Source organism: Haloferax chudinovii (assembly GCF_042663345.1).
Lineage (GTDB): Archaea > Halobacteriota > Halobacteria > Halobacteriales > Haloferacaceae > Haloferax > Haloferax chudinovii.
This window is the reverse complement of record NZ_JBHTAB010000001.1, coordinates 263,477-281,446: the sequence shown is the minus strand read 5'-3', so window position 1 is coordinate 281,446 and position 17,970 is coordinate 263,477. Positions and strand designations below refer to the sequence as shown.

Genomic DNA, 17,970 nt, shown 5'->3' with positions numbered 1-17,970 from the left:
GAGAAAACTTATACCATCCGACTCTAAAACGGTCCTGTGGACGCCGGAAGGGCACGCGGGTAGGGGTACACGAGTGCCGTTCCGGCCCATACAGTTACATTCTGAGCGACAGCTACACCATGGATTTCACCACGTGGGAACCCGTCTACGGGCGGATTCTCGACGACTTCGGCTTCGACCGAACCGGCGACGAGCGCGCCAGAGACGCGCTCGCGGACCTCGTGGAACCGTTCGACCGCGACCGGCTGAACTGGGCGGGCGCGACCGTCGCCGTCTGCGGGGCGGCCCCGACGCTCGACGACGAACTCGACAGGCTCGACGCCCCGGACGTGGACGTCGTCGTCGCCGCCTCCACCGCCGCCGACGCGGTCCGGGACGCCGGCTTCGACCTCGACTTGATGGTGACCGACCTCGACAAGAACCCCGAGACGGCGGTCGAACTGACCGAATCGGGCGTGCCCGTCGCGGCCCACGCCCACGGTGACAACCTCCCCGCGGTCCGCGAGTGGGTGCCGCGGTTCGACGCCGACCACGTCCTCGGGACGACGCAGGCGGCCCCGGTCGGTCCCGTCGTCAACTGGGGCGGCTTCACCGACGGCGACCGGGCGGCCTTCGTCGCCGACGAGCTCGGGGCGAAGCGGCTCGTCTTCGCCGGCTGGGACTTCGACGACCCGACCGTGGACGCGATGAAAGCGCGGAAGCTCCGGTGGGCCGAGCGCCTGCTTCGGTGGCTCGAACGACGCCGCGAGGAGCGCTTTTCCGTGCTCGACGGGCGACGCGACGGCATCGACCCGCTCCCCTGAGAGGCCCGCGCCCACACCGGCTCGTCGGCGCGGCGTTCCTCGCGCTCGCGCCCCGATTACCTCGTGTTCTGCGGGTGCACGTCGGCCCCCTCCTCGGTCGAGGTCGGCTCGTCCGCCGACTGCTCGACCACGCCATCGAACAGGGACGCGTCACAGCCGCGGCAGGTCGCCGAGACGCGCCGCTTCGTCCCGTCGCTCTCGGGGGCCGCCACCCGCTTCGTCTCGACTGTGACCGCGCCGTCGCAGGTCGGACAGGTCCGGAGACACAGCCGAAGGGCACCGAGGACGCGGTTTCGGTCCGCCGTCGAGAGCCGCCACCACCCGGGGTAGTACCGCCGGAACGTCGCGACCGCCGTGAGGTCGGCGACGAACGCGGCGCGAGAGGCCCACCGGCCCACCGTCCCGCGGTCGAGGCGCGCGAACAGCCCTCGCTCGTCCCAGCCCATCTCGATTCTGTCCGAGTCGACGCCGAGGAGCGCCGCCAGCGCCTCGCAGTCGTGGTCCCGCCCCGCCGTGTCGAGCACGCGGGCGCGCCACTCCTCGGCGAACTGCGGCGACAAAGAGAGCGTGCCGTCCGCGTCGGGCGCGAGGACGCCCGCGCCGTGTAGCGCGGCCGCGAGGTCGACCCGGCCGTCGAGCGAGAGCGGCGGCGACGGTCGCGCCGACGGGAGTTGCGGAGGCGACGGCGACGAGAGTTCGACGAGCGCGAAACCGAAGACGACGACCGGCGGCAGGGCGCCGAGGAACGCGCCGTACGGCACCCAGACGAGCCAGCCGAGCGTCCCGCAGACGAACGTCAAGAGGAGGAGCGGAAACACGAGCGGGGACCGGAGACGCGGTTGTCGGACCCCGGAGTCGGGAAGGAAGCGATGCCCGGACATACCAGAACCGTGGGTACGACACCGTATAGGTATGAACCGGGTACACCAGATAGCAAGAACGTAAACGTGCTCCCGTCCCGGAATTCGGTCGATAACATCATATTACCCGCGACAGTCGCGCCGCCGCGAGTGTCGACTATCGTACCACATCCATGCCAACAGACGTCCGAAAACGAGCGACTGCCGCCGTGAGACGTGGTAGGAAGCCGTTTCCAGCGTCTCCGGGCGATTAAGTTCAGTCGAACGGACCGGTTGGCCGGTCTCGCTCGCGAGTCGAGGTCGGACTGCCGCTACATTCACATAGCCGCCGTCCTGAGGCGCGCACATGCAACTGCACTGGCACCGCCGGGACCTGCGAATCGCGGACAATCGCGGGCTCGTCACGGCCGCGGAGGCCGGCCCCGTCGCTCCGCTTTTCGTCTTCGACCGGGACGTGCTCGACCACGCCGGCGCGCCCCGAGTCAGGTACTTGCTCGACGCGCTCGCCGAGCTCCGCGAGGCGTACCGGGAACGCGGAAGCGACCTGCTCGTCGCCCGCGGCGACCCCCGGACGGTCGTGCCGGCGGTCGCCGCGGCGCTCGACGCGAAACGAGCCGTGTGGGGCATCGACTACTCCGGGCTTGCCCGCGAGCGCGACGCCGACGTGCGGCTCGCCCTCGACGACGCCGGTATCGCTCGCGAACCGGTCCACGACGCCATCTTCCACCCGCCGGGGAGCATCACGACCAACGCGGGCGACACCTACGCCGTCTACACCTACTTCTGGAAGAAGTGGCGCGACCGCGACAAGCCCGAGCCGTACCCGGAACCGACGGCCGACGACCTCGTCGACGCCGCCGCGCTCGAAACCGCGGCAGAGAGCCTCTCCGACGCCGAGTTCGACATCGCCGTCGGCGACCTCCCGACCATCTCGGCCCTCGGCTTCGAGGAGCCGGCGGCGGCGGTGCAGTCGGCGGGGACCGAGGCGGCCCGCGAGCGCCTGTCGGCGTTCTGCGCGGACGCCATCTACCGCTACGCCGACGACCGCGACTACCCGACGCGGGACGCCACGTCCCGGCTCTCGACGGATCTCAAGTTCGGGACCATCGGCATCCGCGAGGTGTACGCGGCGACCGCCGCGGCCCGCGAGGGCGTCGGCGGCGAGCGAGACGAGTCGGTCGAGGAGTTCCAGTCGCAGTTGGCGTGGCGGGAGTTCTACGCCCACGTCCTCCGGGAGCACCCGAACGTCGTCACGGAGAACTACAAGGAGTACGAGGAGGACATCGCGTGGCGCGACGACGCCGAAGAGCTCGCGGCGTGGAAGGAGGGGAAAACCGGCTACCCCATCGTCGACGCCGGGATGCGACAGCTCCGCGAGGAGGCGTACATGCACAACCGCGTCCGGATGATTGTCGCGTCGTTCCTCACGAAGGACCTCCTGTGCGACTGGCGACACGGCTACGCGCACTTCCGCGAGCACCTCGCGGACCACGACACCGCAAACGACAACGGCGGCTGGCAGTGGGCCGCCTCGACCGGGACCGACGCCCAGCCGTACTTCCGCATCTTCAATCCGATGACGCAGGGCGAGCGCTACGACCCCGACGGCGAGTACATCAAGCGATACATCCCCGAGCTATCGGACGTGACGGCCAACACCATCCACGAGTGGCACGAACTGAGCAACCTCGAACGCGAGCGCCTCGCGCCGGACTACCCGGAGCCCATCGTGGACCACTCCGAGCGCCGCGAGCACGCGATTTCGATGTTCGAGGCCGCCCGCGGCGACGACTGAGCGACCACCGACTCCGCCTGCTGTTCTCCGCCGTCGGTCGCCGCGGCACGAACGACTTTCTCCTCGGGGACCGACTCCGAACGCGTGCACGTCGCTATCATCCTGTACGACGGCTTCGACGAACTCGACGCCGTCGCCCCGTTCGAGGTGTTCCAGAACGCCGGCGCGGCCGGAGCCGACTGCGAGGCCGAACTCGTCGCCCTCGACGACCGCGAGTCCGTGACCGCGAGCCACGGGATGCGCGTCGGCGTCGACGGAGTCCTCGACCCCGAGACCGACCGCCCGGACCTCCTCGTCGTCCCCGGTGGCGGCTGGAACTCCCGCGCCGAACAGAGCGCGTGGGCCGAAGCCGAGAAAGGCGAGATCCCCGACGCCATCGCCGCGCTCCACGAGGCCGGAACGACCGTCGCCGGCGTCTGTACCGGCGGGATGCTTCTCGCCCGCGCCGGCATCCTCGACGGCCGCCCCGCGGTCACCCACGGCGGCGCGCTCTCCGACCTCCGCGAGACGGCCGCCGAAGTCGTCGAAGCGCGCGTCGTCGACGACGGCGACGTGCTCACCGCGGGCGGCGTCACCTCCGGACTCGACCTCTCGTTACACGTCGTCGAACGCGAGTTCGGGTCTGCGGTCGCCGACGCCGTCTCGACCGAAATCGAATACGAGCGCCGGACAGAGCCGTTCGACGGCTGACACGCTCGCGCGAACCGGGGTCTCTCGAAGCGGAGAAATCGACTGAGAGCGACCCGAACACCGTGGTTTGTGCTAGCATACCTCTCCTCAAGTTTTAACAGGATTCCGCCCGACCCATGATATGGAGGTTACACATTATGAGCCACGAACTCGACCCGCTTCCGTACGAGTACGACGCCCTTGAACCCCACATCTCCGAGCAGGTGCTGACGTGGCATCACGACACCCACCACCAGGGCTACGTCAACGGCTGGAACGCGGCCGAGGAGACCCTCACCGACAACCGCGAAGCAGGCGAGTTCGGCTCGTCCGCCGGCGCGCTCCGCAACGTCACCCACAACGGTTCGGGACACATTCTGCACGACCTGTTCTGGCAGAACATGTCGCCGGAAGGCGGCGACGAGCCCGAGGGTGCGCTCGCAGAGCGCATCGCCGAGGACTTCGGTTCCTACGAGGCGTGGAAAGGTGAATTCGAAGCGGCGGCCGGCGCGGCCGGCGGCTGGGCGCTCTTGGTGTACGACTCGTTCTCGAACCAGCTTCGGAACGTCGTCGTCGACAAGCACGACCAGGGCGCGCTCTGGGGCTCTCACCCGATTCTCGCGCTGGACGTCTGGGAACACTCGTACTACCACGACTACGGCCCGGCCCGCGGCGACTTCGTGAGCGCGTTCTTCGAGGTCGTCGACTGGGACGAACCGTCGGCCCGCTACGACCAGGCCGTCGAACTCTTCGAGTAACACCGCGTAGCGCAGACGAAACACACGTTTTCCCCGCGACCACCACAGGTTACCGTGAAAGGCCCTCCCGAGGGCATCCGGGGGGGTGGGTTCACCTCGCCAGACCGGAACCCTTCTGAGAAACCCACCGTCAACCCCCGAATTCGCCGCGCTGAACTCCCCGACTGTGCCGTCGAACTCGCCGAGTCGCAACTGGAGGAGTAGACGTCGAAGCCGTCACGCCGGTCGGTTCCGGGCCCGTTCGACGCGACGAAGCCCACTCCGTCAGTCGGCGTTCACGAGGAGGACGCCGCGGGGCGCACCGAGACGCACGCCCGGGTGGAACGTAATCGAGAGGAACACAAAATATCCGCTTTACCGAGGTTCTTTATCGAGTACGCCAGTACATGAGACATGGCAGACATTATCGTCATCGGCGGCGGTCCCGCTGGTCTGACAACCGCCCTCTTCACCGCGAAGAACGGGCTCTCCACGACGGTCTTCGACACCGACAAGACGTGGATGCACAAGGCGCATCTGTTCAACTACCCCGGAATCGGCTCCATCGACGGTTCGGACTACCTGGAGACGCTTCGCACGCAGGTCGACCACTTCGCCGCGGAGCGCCACCAGAGCGAGGAAGTTACCGACGTGAGCGAGCGCGACGACGGGTTCGTGGTCACGACCGACGACGACGAGTACGAGGCCGACTACGTCGTGCTCGCCACGGGCGCGAACCGCGACCTCGCTGAGGCGCTGGGCTGTGCCTTCGACGACGACGTCGTCGACGTGGACGTGACGATGGAGACGAGCGTCGAAGGGGCCTACGCCACGGGCGCGATGGTCCGCGCCGAGGAGTGGCAGGCCGTCATCTCCGCCGGCGACGGCGCGGCCGCCGCCCTCAACATCCTCTCGAAGGAGAAGGGAGAGCACTACCACGACTTCGACGTGCCCGCCGACGCCGAGTCCGTCTACGGCTCCCTCGTCGACGAGGTCTAATCCACGCACTCGGGCGCGACTCGAACGCGACCACGCACGCTCGTTTTTTTTGCCGAACTCCCGAGACCTGTCTACCCGGTCAGTCGAATCGCTCGATGAACGAGTTGATAACCTGAACTTCGTCGTCGTTGATGGCGTGGCCCAGTTCCTCGTACAGCCGACTCGTCGCGTCGGCTCCGCGCCCCGCGAAGAGTCGAGCCGACGCCTCGACTCGGTCGGCGTCGATGCGGGGGTCGTCGCGACCGCTTCCGAAGAAGACCGGTGTGCCGTCGAGATTGTCGTCGCTGGCGTGACCGTCGCGGTCACCATCGCTGTCGTCGCCGTCGTTGCCGCCGTGGCCGTCGGTTCGTCCCCCGATGTCGGGGCCGAGGAGGCTTCCCGAGAGCGCGACGAGGCCGCCGTATCGGCGGGGGTTTCGAAGCGCGAACTCGGCGGCGAGGCACGCGCCCTGCGAGAACCCGAAGCAGACGACTCGTTCGGGCGGAATCCCGGCGTCCTCGGCGATGTCGAGCGCGGCCGACACCCGGCCGAGCGCGGAGGTGAGCCACGGCTCGTTTCGCTCGATGGGACTGGTAGCCGGGGCCGGATACCACGAACTTCCGGCGGCCTGCGGCGCGAGGTACATCACGCCGCGGTGGAGGAACTCGTCGACGAGCGTGAGGGCGTGCCGTGCGTTCGACCCGTGACCGTGGAGCATGACGACGGCCGAGTCGGCGACCTGCGGCGGCGCGCCGGCCGTCGCAATCTCCTGTCCCTCGTGAGGGTCGGTCGCGGACGCGGGCGCAGTCGGTCGGGGTGACATCAGTTCGACCCGCCGTCGCCCCCGCCGTCGCGTCCAACGCCAGTCGGCAGGGCCAGCGGACCCAGTTGGCTCTGTATCATCTCGCGGTCCTCCTCCAACCACGGCGGCAGATACAGCGACTGACCGAGCGTCTCCGGGTCGGCGTCGAACGTCAGACCGGGGCCGTCGGTCGCGAGTTCGAACAGAATGCCGCCCGGCTCGCGGACGTACAGCGAGTGAAACACGTGTCTGTCTTTCACCCGTGACACATCGTAGCCGCGCTCGCGGAACAGGTCGTGCCACTCGTACAGTTGGGCTTCGTCGTCGACGCGGACCGCGACGTGGTGGATGCTTCCCGCGCCCTCGCGGCCGAACTCCCCGTCTCGGTCGAGGAGGTCGACGACGGTCGCCCGGTCGCCCGGTGCTCGGTAGCGGACGCGGTCGCCCTCCTGTGCGACGAGGTCGAACCCGAGCGTGTCGAGCACGCTGGCGGTCACGAAGGGGTTCGTCGAGTGGAGCGTAACGCCGTGGATGCCGCGAATCGCGCGCTCGGCGGGGACCGGACCGTCGGCCCACGGTTCGACCGACGACTCGCCGGTGACGAGTTCGAGGTCGGTCCCGTCGGGGTCCGAAACCCGGAGCACGGTCTCGTCGAATCGCTCGACCGGGCCGTCGACCCCGACGCCGCGGTCGGCGAGGCGGTCGGTCCAGTAGTCGACGGCGTCGGGTGGAATCACCAGCGACGCGGTCCGAATCTGCGGCGTGCCGGGGCGTCCCGGCTCCTCGGCGGGGTACGGGAAGAACGTTAGGGCCGTCCCGGGCGACCCGGTCTCGTCGCCGTAAAACAGGTGGCGCGTGAACTTCTCGTTGAAGTTCACCGTCTGCTTGACGAGGTGCAGGCCGAGCGTCGTCGCGTAGAAGTCGACGTTCGCCTGCGCGTCGCGGACGATTCCCGTGACGTGGTGGATTCCGGCGGTGTCTGTGAGCATCGAATCGGGTGTCTTGTCTCGGTGGATGGGTTGATGGAGGGTGAAGGTGGTGAGTGGTGCGTGACGGTGGGTGCAGTAGTCGCGAGAGGACGGTCAGCGCCCGATGGTCCCCTGTCGGGTGACGGGCGCGTCGGGGTCTATCAGGAACGCGACGACGGTGGCGTCCTCGTCGGCGGTGAGCGTCACGCCGGCGTCGCCGACGAGCAGGGCACTTTCGGTCTTCCCGAAGCGCGTGCCCGCGGCCTCGACCGCGCCGTCGAACACGTAGAAGTACGCGTCCCGGCCCTCGATATTGGGGAGGTCGGCGCTCGACCCGGCGTCGAGGCGGAGGTCGAAGAGGTCCACTTCGTTGCGGACGAAAAGCGGCGCGTCGGACTCCTCGGGGCCGAGCAGGTGCCGCCACTCGCCCTCGACGGGGGCGTCGATGGGTTCGTGTTGGACGGTCGGCTCCAGCCCGAGGCTGTGGGGCCGGACGAACATCTGGAGCATCCGGAGCGGCGGGTCGTCCGCGCGGGTGAACTCCTCGTGCCAGAACGTCTCGCCCGCGTTCATCACCATCAGGTGGTCGGCGTCGGTGACGAGGTCGTTGCCGTCTTGGTCGCCGTGGCGCATCACGCCGGCTGGCACCCACGAGATAATCTCCTCGTCGCGGTGGGGGTGCATCGCGATGTGCGTGTCGGGGTCCATGAACGACTCGACGATGGTCGCGAGCGGGCCGTAGCCGTGGTCCGCGTGGTCCGGGAGGGCGCGGCCGGGGAAGTTGAAGTGGGTCCGGAACTTCCCCTGATTCTGGGAGACGTCGGTGCGCTCCGCCTTGTAGAGCTTCGTCTCGGAGCCGACATTCATTACGTGCGCACCTACGCGTCGACTCTATATACCTTCTCGGCGACGTGACCGAAAGCAGGTGACATCGGTGTCACTGGGCTCGGAATCGGGACCGTTGAGGAATGGCCGGCCGCCAGTCGGCGGGACTCACGAGACGGCGAGGGTCTGGTTCCGCGTCGACCGTTCAGGTGACAACAGTTTTGTTCGTGACAACCAACAAGGTAGTCGACATGGAGACGAGTCGGTGGACGCCACGGCAAAGCTGGCTGTTCGTCGCGCTGAGCGGTATCGTCGCGGCGGGAGTGGTCTACGTGTTCGGCCCGGCCGACGCTGGCGTCCTCGCGTCGGTGGCGGTCGGGGGCGTGGTCAGTCTCATGTTCGCGGTCGGCTACGCGGTCTCGAACGAGCGGGTGAAACAGGCGCTCCTCGATTTGCTGTCGCTTCTCCCCTGAGTTCGTCCCCGACTCGACCGACTCTGAGCGACCCACGGCGTCACCACCCCTGCCGCAGTACGAAGGCGGCGTGCCCGAACACGGCGAGCAGGAGGGTACTTACCTCGTCTTCGGGTTGCGAGCGCGCCGGTTTCATCTCTGTGGTGCTCTCCGAGGCGTCTCTTCCGCGACGCAGTTCGTCCAGCACTCTGCACGGCGCTCAAATATATTATATCTGGAATATCTCATACGATATTGTATTTTTAATGCAGTCTGCGAAACGTCGACCTGACCTCTCCACACACGTGAAACGGGCGCTAATGCTCCGTGATATTTTGCGGAATGAGCTTTATATCGGTCTAATATTAGAGATAATTTTGGCTGGGGGGCGCTCTTCGACCGCGACAGAGATTCTACCGCTGTCGCCGACGAGCGATAGGACGCCTGACAGACGAGAGTCCAGAAATCCAGTGGTATAACGCTTCTATCTGTATTTTCACACGAGCACATATCTGGATGGAGATATATTCCCTTAGATGGTATTGTTTTATATATACAATACTAACTTGACAGTTTGGTGTTTTCTCAGTCGACGATTCGACCGCAGTCACCGCGACTGGACGGTTGTACAGTCTACCAACTGTATATCACGAACTATTATCTATAGTATGTTCGCAACGACGAACCGCTACGCGGGAGCGGACTACCGACCCTGCGAGGTGTCGGGGTGTCGAACCGAACTCACGCGCGGGCCAACACCCGCGCGAACACGCACGAGCGGGTGGTTTTAGGTACCTCTGGAACGAGCGTTCGGTATGTCGTTCGAATTCGAACTTGAAGCGACTGCCGAGGCCGCAGATGACCTCCCCGATGCGGAGGACATCGTACAGGACCGCGAAGCGATTCCGATTCGGGAACTGTTCGATGCGGCGTTCATGACCGCCTACACCGACTTCGACAGCTTCGACGAGATGGTCGAGGCAAGTCCGTCGGACGCGACCGCCGCCGACGACCTGTCGTTGGTTCCGGACGGGACGTGGGACGAGTTCGTCGCCGAGACGACGGCGTTCGACGACGAAACAGAGATGGTGTTCGCGGTCCGCGACCACTGGGTCGCAGAGCAACTCGGGCTCGACGAATCGGTGTCGAGTCAGTAGTTCCCGGTCGTGACAATCGGCGGCGGCGTGTGGGGGCCGTACGGCGCGTCGTCGAGGTACTCGCCGGCCGGTTCGAAGTACGCGGCGAGCGACGCCGCGGCCTCTTTTCGGAGCACCGTCACCGGGTCGTCGCCCTGCAGATAGTCGAGGGCCTGACCCGCGGCGTCGAGGTTGTACTCCGCCGCTTTCTCACGGCGAGCGGCGAACAGCTCCACCTCGTCGCGGGCGACCGCGTCGCTGTGCGCCCGATAGCCGACCGCGATAGCGGACGCGGCCTCGTCCGCGTCGGCGACCCCGGAGTTCATCCCCCGCGCGCCGAACGGTGCGAGCAGGTGCGCCGCCTCGCCCACCAAGAGAACGCGGCGATGCTCGTCGACGAAGCTGTCGGCCATCACTTGGAAGAACTTGTAACTCGACACCCAAGAGACGTTGTCGGTGTAGCGCTCGCCCATGACCGCGCTGACGAACTCACGAATCCGTTCGTCGCTGGTGAGTTCTTCGGGGTCGTCTCCCTCAATGCACTGGATGTCGAGCCGCCACCCGCCGGTAAACGGAACGAGGAGGACGTTCCGGCCGCCGACGGTCGGGTCAGCGTAGTGAAACAGCCGTTCGAACGGAAGCGGGTCGTCTTCGACCTCGTCGACATCGGCGATGATAAAGGAGTTTTCCGACTGGTCGCCTTCGAACTGTGCACCGATTTCCGACCGGACAGTCGACCCCCCGCCGTCGGCTCCGACGAGATACGGCGTCTCCCACGTCTGCCCGTCCGCCGTCTCGACGCGGACGCCGTCGGGACGCGATTCGACGGTCTCGACCGCCGCGTCCCAGTGGATGTCGATGCCGGCTTCGGCGAGCGCCTCGTGCATGTACGCCTCGGTCGTCACCTGCGGAATGCTCGTGAAGTGGGGGATATCGCCCGACCCGCCGGGGCTGTCGTACGTCCGCGAGAACACCTCTGTCCCGTGATAGAGCGTCCGCCGAGTCGGCCAGACGAGGCCCTCCTCGACGAGGCCCATCCCGAGTCCGGGATGAACGCGTTCGAGGGTTCGGAGCGTCGAACCGTGCACGTAAATCGCTCGACTCCCCGAACGGTCGCGGTCTTCGGACTCAGCTTCGACAATCGTGACGGGCACCCCGCGGGCGTGTAGCGCGAGCGCCGTGGTCATGCCGACGGGGCCGGCTCCCGCGACTACCACTGGTGATTCCGTGTCATCGTTCGTCATAGATAACATCATATCACGATACGACTGGCATATACGTTGTGGTCAGCGCAGTCATTCTCGTCGGCTGAGGGGTGGTCTGACGGCGTACTCACCGGGTCGCGCTCGCGCTCGACGGGCCGCTCGTCACGAGGCAGTCACCGACTTGTCTTGGGGCGTTGGCGGTTCCGCACCCACGAGAAAACATTATAACGGTTGCCGAATCTTAATGAACTATGTTATCAGTGGCCGATCTCCGCAAGGAATTCGGCGGACTAGTCGCGGTCGACGATGTGAACTTCGAGATCGGCCGCGGGGAAATCGTCGGGCTCATCGGTCCGAACGGGGCCGGCAAGACCACGTTGTTCAACAGCATCACGGGCGTTCTCCAGCCGGAAAACGGGTCGCAAGTCACGTTCGACGGAACCGACATCGTGGCGCTGGAGACCCACGACATCGCGCGGAGGGGTCTGGTTCGGACGTTCCAAATCGTCCGCGTCTTCGACGAGATGACCGTCTTCGAGAACGTGATGACGGGCGCGCTGTTCGGCACCGACGAGTCGATTTCACAGGAAGAAGCCGAAGAACGCGCTCACGACGCGCTGGCGTTTATCGGTCTGGCGGAGAAAGCGGAGCTGACGACGGGCAACCTCCCGATTGCGCAGAAAAAGCAACTGGAACTGGCGCGCGCGCTCGCCTCTCGGCCGAACTTACTGCTCTTAGACGAGATTGCGAGCGGGCTTACGCCCGGCGAGATAGCCGACCTCACCGACACGATACGGCGACTCCGAGACGAACGCGGTATCTCCGTGTTCTGGATAGAACACATCATGGACGCCATCATGGGCGTCGCGGACCGCATTATCGTCCTGAACAGCGGGCGGAAGCTCGCGGAGGGGACACCCGCCGAAATCCGGGACGATCAGGCCGTCGTCGAGGCCTACCTGGGGGACGAAGCATGATCGAAGTCGACGAGATAGACGTATCCTACGGCAACATTCAGGTGCTGTGGGACCTGTCGTTCACCATCTCCGAAGACGACCGCGTGGTATCTATCGTCGGGCCGAACGGGGCGGGGAAATCGACGCTCCTTCGGGTCATGTCGGGGCTCCACCCGGTCGACGACGGCCGCGTGACCGCGTGGGGCGACGACGTGGCGGGCATGGAGCCCTCAGATATCGTCAAGCGCGGGTTCGTCCACGTCTCGGAGGAGCGGAACCTGTTCGGCGACATGAGCGTCCGCGAGAACCTGGAGATGGGCGCGTACACCCAGCGGGGGTCGCTCGACGAGACGATGCAGGAGGTGTTCGAACTCTTCCCGATTCTCGAAGAGCGACAGGACCAACGTGCGGCCTCGATGAGCGGGGGCCAACAGCAGATGCTCGCTATCGGTCGCGGACTGATGGCGAGGCCGAAGATTCTGGCGCTCGACGAACCCTCGGAGGGGCTCGCGCCGAAGATAACGAACCGGGTGTTCGAGAAAATCGAGGAAATCAGCGATAACGTGACCGTACTCCTCGTCGAACAGCACGTTCACAAAGCGCTGGGACTGGCCGACCGGGCGTACCTCTTAGAGAACGGAGAGATAATCACGGAAGACACGGGGCCGTCGCTCCTGGAGTCCGACCACATCAAAGAGGCGTACCTGTAGCGCCGACGCGGTTCTGGTTCTCACGGGACGGTCGCTTTTCTGCGGGCTGTCGGACTGTCACTCTCGGTCGTTGGAGAGGTGAGCCGTCACTGTAGTGGTGTGAGAACGAACGGCCCGCGTTGGAATGAGAACAGGAAAGAAACGTCCGAGTCCGAATCACCCGGAGTCAGCGGCCTTCGACGTCCGTGCCACCTCCCTCCGGTTCGTCAGTGAGACCGACGTCGCTCAGCACGTCTCGGGCGGAGCGAACGACGCCCTGTCGGAAGTAGAGGAACAACACGATGAGGAGCGCGCCGAAGATGGCGGACCGCCACGTCTGGAGGCTCTGGGCCGAACTCAGGAACTCCTCGATACCGACGATGATGGTTGCGCCGACGATGGGTCCCATCGTGGTCCGCAGGCCGCCGACGACGAGGACGATGAGGACGATGACGTCGACGGCGATGAACGTGAAGCCACCGGGGAGGATATACCCCGACTCACGGGCGAAGAACGCGCCGACCAAGCCGATGAGGAACGCGGCGACGAACCCCGCGATGGTCTTGTATCGGACGACGTCGATGCCGATGGATTCGGCCGCGACCTCGTCTTCCCTGATGGCGTCGAACGCGATGCCGTACTTCGAATGGACGAGGCGGAGGTAAAACCCCAGCGTCGCCACGAGCAGGAGCAACACGAGGTAGTAGAGGACGAGCTTCGTCTCGATGCCGACCGCGTCGGCGACGACACCGAGTCCGAAGTACTCGTACGGGAAGCCGGTCGACCCGCCGGTGATACCCCGAGCACCGACGAATATCTCGCTGAACACGAGTTGGAGGTTCAGCGTGAGAATGGAGATGAGGACGACGGTGAAATTGCGTTTGGCGGAGACGTAACTGACGAGCAGGCCGACGAGGCCACACGCCAGCGCCGCCACGGGGAGCGTGACCCACGCGGAGATGGCCAACGCGTCGGCCAAGAGCGCCGTCGTGTAGGCGCCGAACCCCGCCAGCCCGCCCATGAACAGGAACAGTTGGTCCGTGTGACCGAACACGATGTTGAGCGCGACCGCGAACAGCGCGATGAGCAGGAGGTGCGCGAGGACGCTCTCGTAGTAACTGCTCCCGAGGACCGCGAGCGGTGCGAGCGCGAACACGACCGCCACGATGGCGACGTTTCGCACCTCAGTACCGAGCGGCGGTCTGGTACTCATGATATCGCCTCCGGCCGGGCGAGGAGCACGACGATGGCGGTCGCGAACAGGATGATGGTCGCGACGTACGACCCGACGAAGAAGTTGGCGAACTGGTTGACGAGCCCGAGGAAGACGCCGGCGCTAATCGCGCCGACGAGACTCCGGACGCCGCCGACGATGGAGATGATGAGCGCGAACGTCGTGAACTCGAACCCGTTCGACACCGCGACCGCGGAGCCGGCGGCGAACACCAGCCCGCCGAGTCCGGCCACCGCGGCCGAGAGGACGAAGATGAGCGTCCGAATGCGCCGCGGGTTGACCCCGACGAGACGCGCGCCGCGTTCGTCCTGAAACACGGTTCGGGTGGCTTTCCCGAGGAACGTGCCGCGTAAGAATCCGAACAGGACCGCGAGGACGACGGTGCCGATGGCGACGATGATGAGCGAACTTCCGGTGAGTGACGCGCCGCCGACGGAGACGGTGCCCACGTCTAACGGGAGCGTGTACCGCGACGGGAAGTAGTTGATGAGGACGCCGTCGAGGAAGACGGTCAACCCGAGCGTCGTGAAGATGCCGAGGAGGATGCGTTCCTCGCCGTCCGACCGGTAGACGAGCGAGAGAATCGTCCGGTCGACGACCAGTCCGAACAGCGCGACCGCGACGAGTGCGACCGCGCCGGCGACGACGAGACCCATCCCGCTGTTGACGACGAGCGTCGCGACGAGCACCGCGAGGACGGCGAACGTGCCGATAGCGAGGTTGAGAACCTCGCCGAGACCGAACACGAGGGTGATGCCCACGCCGAGCAGGGCGAGGAACACGCCGAAGGCGAGGCCGTCCATGGCGACGCCGAGGAGCGTACTCGCCGTCACCATCCCCGACACCCCCTGTCCCGAGTCGCCGTCGCTCCGCTCCGAGCGGCGAATGGGACGACCGCGGTACCTCGACCGACTCGCGCCATCATTGGTCGGCGGGGAGTGCGGGCAGTGCGTCGGTCCGGAACTGCTCTTCGAAGCCGAAGTTCCCCTCGGGGAAGTACGACGGGGCTTCCGACGTCAGTTGGCTGTATATCTGCACCTGGTTTTTCAGCTCGCCGTTCTCCGTGTACTCGATGGGGTTCGCGAACAGGGTGTCGAACCTGATGTTCCGAATGGCGTCGGCGATGGCCGTCGAGTCCGTCGAACCGGCGTCTTCGATGGCCTGCGCCAGCATCTTCCCCGAGACGTAGCCGTACGCGGTGTGGGTGTCGAACTGGTTCCCCGTCGCCTCGCCGAAGCGCCGCGCCACTTCCGCGAACTCGTCGCTGTACACGTCGGTGTTGTGGACGTGAGTGAACCCGCCTTCGAAGGCGAGGTCACCGAGCGCGCCCGCGATGACGCTCGGCGGGAAACTCGGGCCGGTGACGACCTCCGGCGAGTAGCCGAGATCGTTCAGCTGGCCCGCGATGCTGAGCGAGCCCGGCGGGTGGCCCGTCGCGACCATCATCTCGATGTCCTGCGGATATCTCCGGATGAACGACCTGAAGTCGCTCGCGCCGACCGGCGCGGCCTGCACGTTCACGTCCACGTCGAAGTGTTGTTGAATCCCCGCCTCGACCGAGCGGCCCCACGCGTAGTCACCGATGATTGCGCCGACGTTCGAGTAGCCGGCGTCGGAAACGAGGCTCGCCTGCGCCTGCATCGTCGTGGCCGCCGGAAGCAATCCGACTCGGAACGTGTAGGTCGTCTCCGGGGTGATTGCCTGGTTCGTCCCGGACATGTGGAGGAGCATCGGGACTTCGAGTTCCTGTGCGGTGCGTGCGGTTCGGATACCGACGTCTGACGAGACGGGACCGACCGTCGCCACCGCGTTCTCCTGTTCGACGAACCGGCGGAAGATGGTGTCTGCCTGTCCGGCGTCGCTCTGCGTGTCAGACTCGACGATTTCCAGCTGTCGGCCCAAGACGCCGCCGTCCTCGTTGACCTCCTGAACGGCGAACGCGAGCCCGGCGCGGTGGGCGTTCCCCCACGGGGTGAACGACCCCGAAAGCGGCTGGAGCGAGCCGATGACGATGGACTCGTCGGAGCCGCCCCCGGAACTGTCGGTCTGCCCCGTCGTCCCGCCGCCTCCGGTTTCGCCCTCGGTGGTTCCCGTCCCGTCGTCCGTGCCGGACCCCCCACCGGCGCATCCCGCGAGCAGTCCGACGCCCGCAACACCGCTCAGTTTCACAAAATTCCGTCTGCGAATTAGGTTTTTCTCGGCCATGAATATCATCATCGATTAGTGGGGTTAAATAACTTTGTGGTGTGTTGTCGTCCGACTAGACTGGCTGACACCTCTGCGGTCCCCTGTCAGCGAACGGCGGGTTCGGCGGTCGACGTGGGAGACGTGGTTGTCGGTCGCGTGGTAGGCTTGTCGGTAGTGTGGGAGACGTGGCTGGTCGCGCGCCCACGCGAGAGCGGGGCGTCGGACACGAGCACTTATTACTCCGTTTGCGTGACTTACTGTTCGATGTCACAACGCTACTACGAAGACATCCCGGTCGGAGACGTTCGGGACCTCGGCACCTACACGGCCGACCGAGCGGAACTCCTGGCATTCGCCGAGCGCTACGACCCACAGCCGATTCACGCCGACCCGGACGTCGCCGCGGAGACGATGTACGGCGGCGTCATCGCCAGCGGCTGGCACACCGCGGGGTCGTGCATGCGCTTGTTGGTAGACGGATTCCTCGCGGAGACGGCGACGCTGGGGTCGTTCGGACTCGAAGAACTCCGTTGGAAGACGCCCGTGTACCCCGGCGACACCATCCACGTGGTGGCCAGAATACTGGAGAAGACCGAGTCGACCAGCCGAGACGACAGGGGGTACATCACGACCGAAGTCGAAGCGACGAACGAGGCCGACGACGAGGTCATCTACTGGCGAGCGACGAATATCTTCCTGACGAAGCCGACCGACGCCCCCCGGTGATACGCCACGTCCTTGCCGACATCTGAATCCTATTGTACACCGATAGTAAATCACCTCTCATGCGAGTTATTGACAGTCACCAACTCCGCTTCGGCGAGATGGCCGGCCCGCTCGTCCACGGGGCGAAGTTCTTCGATTGGCAACTGATATCGACGCAGGTGTTCGCCCGAGAAGTCGGCTACCCGTTCGAGCGACTGGTCGCAGACGGCGCGATTCCCTACGCGCCCGTCGGCGTCGATACGACCGTCTATCGGTATCCCGCCTTCGGCGAGACGGTCTCGGTCGACGTCGAGGCGACCCACGTCGGCGACTCCAGTCTCGAACTGGTTTACGAGACGACCGACGGCGACGGCGAGCCGCTCTCGACAGCGCGGATGACCCACGTGACGATTGCCCCGGAAGGGGGTGCGCTCTCGCTCCCGGCAGACGTCAAACAAACACTGGTCGACCACCGGGTCGACCGGACGGTCGACGTCGGCCCCGGTGACGAGCCCGAGAGCGACCCGAATCGATATCCCACGTTCGAGGAGTCGTTCAGCGTGAACGCGCCGCACATCGAGTCGTCTGAGCTCGCGTACTTCGAGGAGTACCCGCGGTTCGCCGACGTCTCACTGGAGTCGTTTCTCGCGGCGGACGGGGTGAGCTTGGCCGCGATATCGGGCGACCGACAGCCGTACCGCATCCGCGACTGGCACTGGGAGTTCAAATCGCCCGTCCGATTCAACTCGGAACTCGCGGTCGAAAGCGACGTTCGGGCGGTCGACGACGAGGCGATTCGAGTCGAACACGCGTTCCGAACCGAGGGGACCGTTCGGATATCGGGTGTCACCGAGTACGGGTGTTTCGACCGAGCGGGGAACCCCACGACGTTCTCTCCCGAGATGCAGGCTCCCTTCGAAGACTAGCGAAATCCCCCGTCTCTTGCCTCTCGTCGGTGTTTTCGCGTCA

The 17,970-nt window shown here is 65.8% G+C and carries 19 protein-coding genes; 11 read left to right on the top strand and 8 right to left on the bottom strand.

The genetic code is table 11. The features are described from left to right. Positions 1-119 precede the first annotated feature (119 nt). Positions 120-803, top strand: coding sequence for a 6-hydroxymethylpterin diphosphokinase MptE-like protein (locus ACFQI8_RS01340; RefSeq protein WP_390242340.1), 684 nt, complete (start codon positions 120-122; stop codon positions 801-803). A gap of 56 nt (positions 804-859) precedes the next feature. Here ACFQI8_RS01340 and ACFQI8_RS01335 read toward each other — a convergent pair whose 3' ends face one another. Further along, positions 860-1,621, bottom strand: coding sequence for a DUF8054 domain-containing protein (locus tag ACFQI8_RS01335; RefSeq protein ID WP_390242960.1), 762 nt, complete (start codon positions 1,619-1,621; stop codon positions 860-862). 388 nt (positions 1,622-2,009) lie between these two features. Between ACFQI8_RS01335 and ACFQI8_RS01330 the strand changes: the two genes are divergently transcribed. The 4 genes from ACFQI8_RS01330 to ACFQI8_RS01315 all read left to right on the top strand — a co-directional run bounded on the left by ACFQI8_RS01330 (position 2,010) and on the right by ACFQI8_RS01315 (position 5,863). Beyond that, positions 2,010-3,458 (top strand): cryptochrome/photolyase family protein, encoded by a 1,449-nt coding sequence (locus ACFQI8_RS01330; RefSeq protein ID WP_390242339.1) that lies wholly within the window; start codon positions 2,010-2,012, stop codon positions 3,456-3,458. An 84-nt stretch (positions 3,459-3,542) separates the two neighbouring features. Then, positions 3,543-4,148: a DJ-1/PfpI family protein gene (locus tag ACFQI8_RS01325; RefSeq protein ID WP_390242338.1), complete on the top strand. Its 606-nt coding sequence runs from the start codon at positions 3,543-3,545 to the stop codon at positions 4,146-4,148. 137 nt (positions 4,149-4,285) lie between these two features. After that, positions 4,286-4,885: a superoxide dismutase gene (gene sod, locus ACFQI8_RS01320; protein WP_390242336.1), complete on the top strand. Its 600-nt coding sequence runs from the start codon at positions 4,286-4,288 to the stop codon at positions 4,883-4,885. Between the two features lie 393 nt (positions 4,886-5,278). Beyond that, a complete protein-coding gene (locus ACFQI8_RS01315; RefSeq protein WP_390242335.1) occupies positions 5,279-5,863 on the top strand; it encodes an NAD(P)/FAD-dependent oxidoreductase in 585 nt (194 codons plus the stop codon). 79 nt (positions 5,864-5,942) lie between these two features. Here the strand turns inward: ACFQI8_RS01315 and ACFQI8_RS01310 are convergent, their stop codons facing one another. The 3 genes from ACFQI8_RS01310 to ACFQI8_RS01300 all read right to left on the bottom strand — a co-directional run bounded on the left by ACFQI8_RS01310 (position 5,943) and on the right by ACFQI8_RS01300 (position 8,479). Next, on the bottom strand, positions 5,943-6,665 hold the full coding sequence (locus tag ACFQI8_RS01310; RefSeq protein ID WP_390242334.1) for an alpha/beta hydrolase: 723 nt from the start codon (positions 6,663-6,665) through the stop codon (positions 5,943-5,945). Beyond that, on the bottom strand, positions 6,665-7,633 hold the full coding sequence (locus ACFQI8_RS01305) for a ring-cleaving dioxygenase (protein WP_390242333.1): 969 nt from the start codon (positions 7,631-7,633) through the stop codon (positions 6,665-6,667). The genes ACFQI8_RS01310 and ACFQI8_RS01305 overlap by 1 nt, the downstream gene beginning before the upstream one ends. 93 nt (positions 7,634-7,726) lie before the next feature. After that, positions 7,727-8,479, bottom strand: coding sequence for a pirin family protein (locus ACFQI8_RS01300; RefSeq protein ID WP_390242332.1), 753 nt, complete (start codon positions 8,477-8,479; stop codon positions 7,727-7,729). Positions 8,480-8,688: 209 nt separating this feature from the next. Here ACFQI8_RS01300 and ACFQI8_RS01295 point away from each other — a divergent pair, with 209 nt between their 5' ends. Further along, entirely contained in the window at positions 8,689-8,910 is a 222-nt protein-coding gene (locus ACFQI8_RS01295; protein WP_390242959.1) for a hypothetical protein, read from the top strand. A gap of 794 nt (positions 8,911-9,704) precedes the next feature. Continuing rightward, positions 9,705-10,046 (top strand): hypothetical protein, encoded by a 342-nt coding sequence (locus ACFQI8_RS01290; protein WP_390242331.1) that lies wholly within the window; start codon positions 9,705-9,707, stop codon positions 10,044-10,046. On the opposite strand, the gene ACFQI8_RS01285 is transcribed toward ACFQI8_RS01290, so the two are convergent. Further along, positions 10,040-11,269 (bottom strand): FAD-dependent monooxygenase, encoded by a 1,230-nt coding sequence (locus ACFQI8_RS01285; RefSeq protein WP_390242330.1) that lies wholly within the window; start codon positions 11,267-11,269, stop codon positions 10,040-10,042. The genes ACFQI8_RS01290 and ACFQI8_RS01285 overlap by 7 nt on opposite strands. 212 nt (positions 11,270-11,481) lie before the next feature. On the opposite strand from ACFQI8_RS01285, the gene ACFQI8_RS01280 reads away from it, so the two are divergent. Then, positions 11,482-12,207 carry an ABC transporter ATP-binding protein gene (locus ACFQI8_RS01280; protein ID WP_390242328.1) on the top strand — a complete coding sequence of 242 codons (726 nt, stop codon included), beginning with the start codon at positions 11,482-11,484 and terminating at the stop codon, positions 12,205-12,207. Further along, entirely contained in the window at positions 12,204-12,896 is a 693-nt protein-coding gene (locus ACFQI8_RS01275) for an ABC transporter ATP-binding protein (RefSeq protein ID WP_390242325.1), read from the top strand. Before ACFQI8_RS01280 ends, ACFQI8_RS01275 begins: the two co-directional genes overlap by 4 nt. A gap of 166 nt (positions 12,897-13,062) precedes the next feature. On the opposite strand, the gene ACFQI8_RS01270 is transcribed toward ACFQI8_RS01275, so the two are convergent. The 3 genes from ACFQI8_RS01270 to ACFQI8_RS01260 form a co-directional block, all read right to left on the bottom strand. Then, the gene (locus ACFQI8_RS01270; RefSeq protein ID WP_390242324.1) at positions 13,063-14,088 is read right to left on the bottom strand and encodes a branched-chain amino acid ABC transporter permease; all 1,026 of its coding nucleotides are present in this window, start codon (positions 14,086-14,088) and stop codon (positions 13,063-13,065) included. Further along, positions 14,085-14,945 carry a branched-chain amino acid ABC transporter permease gene (locus ACFQI8_RS01265; protein WP_390242322.1) on the bottom strand — a complete coding sequence of 287 codons (861 nt, stop codon included), beginning with the start codon at positions 14,943-14,945 and terminating at the stop codon, positions 14,085-14,087. The genes ACFQI8_RS01270 and ACFQI8_RS01265 overlap by 4 nt, the downstream gene beginning before the upstream one ends. Before the next feature lie 85 nt (positions 14,946-15,030). Further along, positions 15,031-16,278 (bottom strand): ABC transporter substrate-binding protein, encoded by a 1,248-nt coding sequence (locus ACFQI8_RS01260; protein ID WP_390242320.1) that lies wholly within the window; start codon positions 16,276-16,278, stop codon positions 15,031-15,033. 282 nt (positions 16,279-16,560) lie between these two features. Here ACFQI8_RS01260 and ACFQI8_RS01255 point away from each other — a divergent pair, with 282 nt between their 5' ends. Continuing rightward, complete coding sequence (locus ACFQI8_RS01255) at positions 16,561-17,022, top strand: MaoC family dehydratase (protein ID WP_390242318.1); 462 nt, start codon at positions 16,561-16,563, stop codon at positions 17,020-17,022. Positions 17,023-17,081: 59 nt separating this feature from the next. Beyond that, entirely contained in the window at positions 17,082-17,927 is an 846-nt protein-coding gene (locus tag ACFQI8_RS01250) for a thioesterase family protein (RefSeq protein WP_390242317.1), read from the top strand. Positions 17,928-17,970 lie beyond the last annotated feature (43 nt).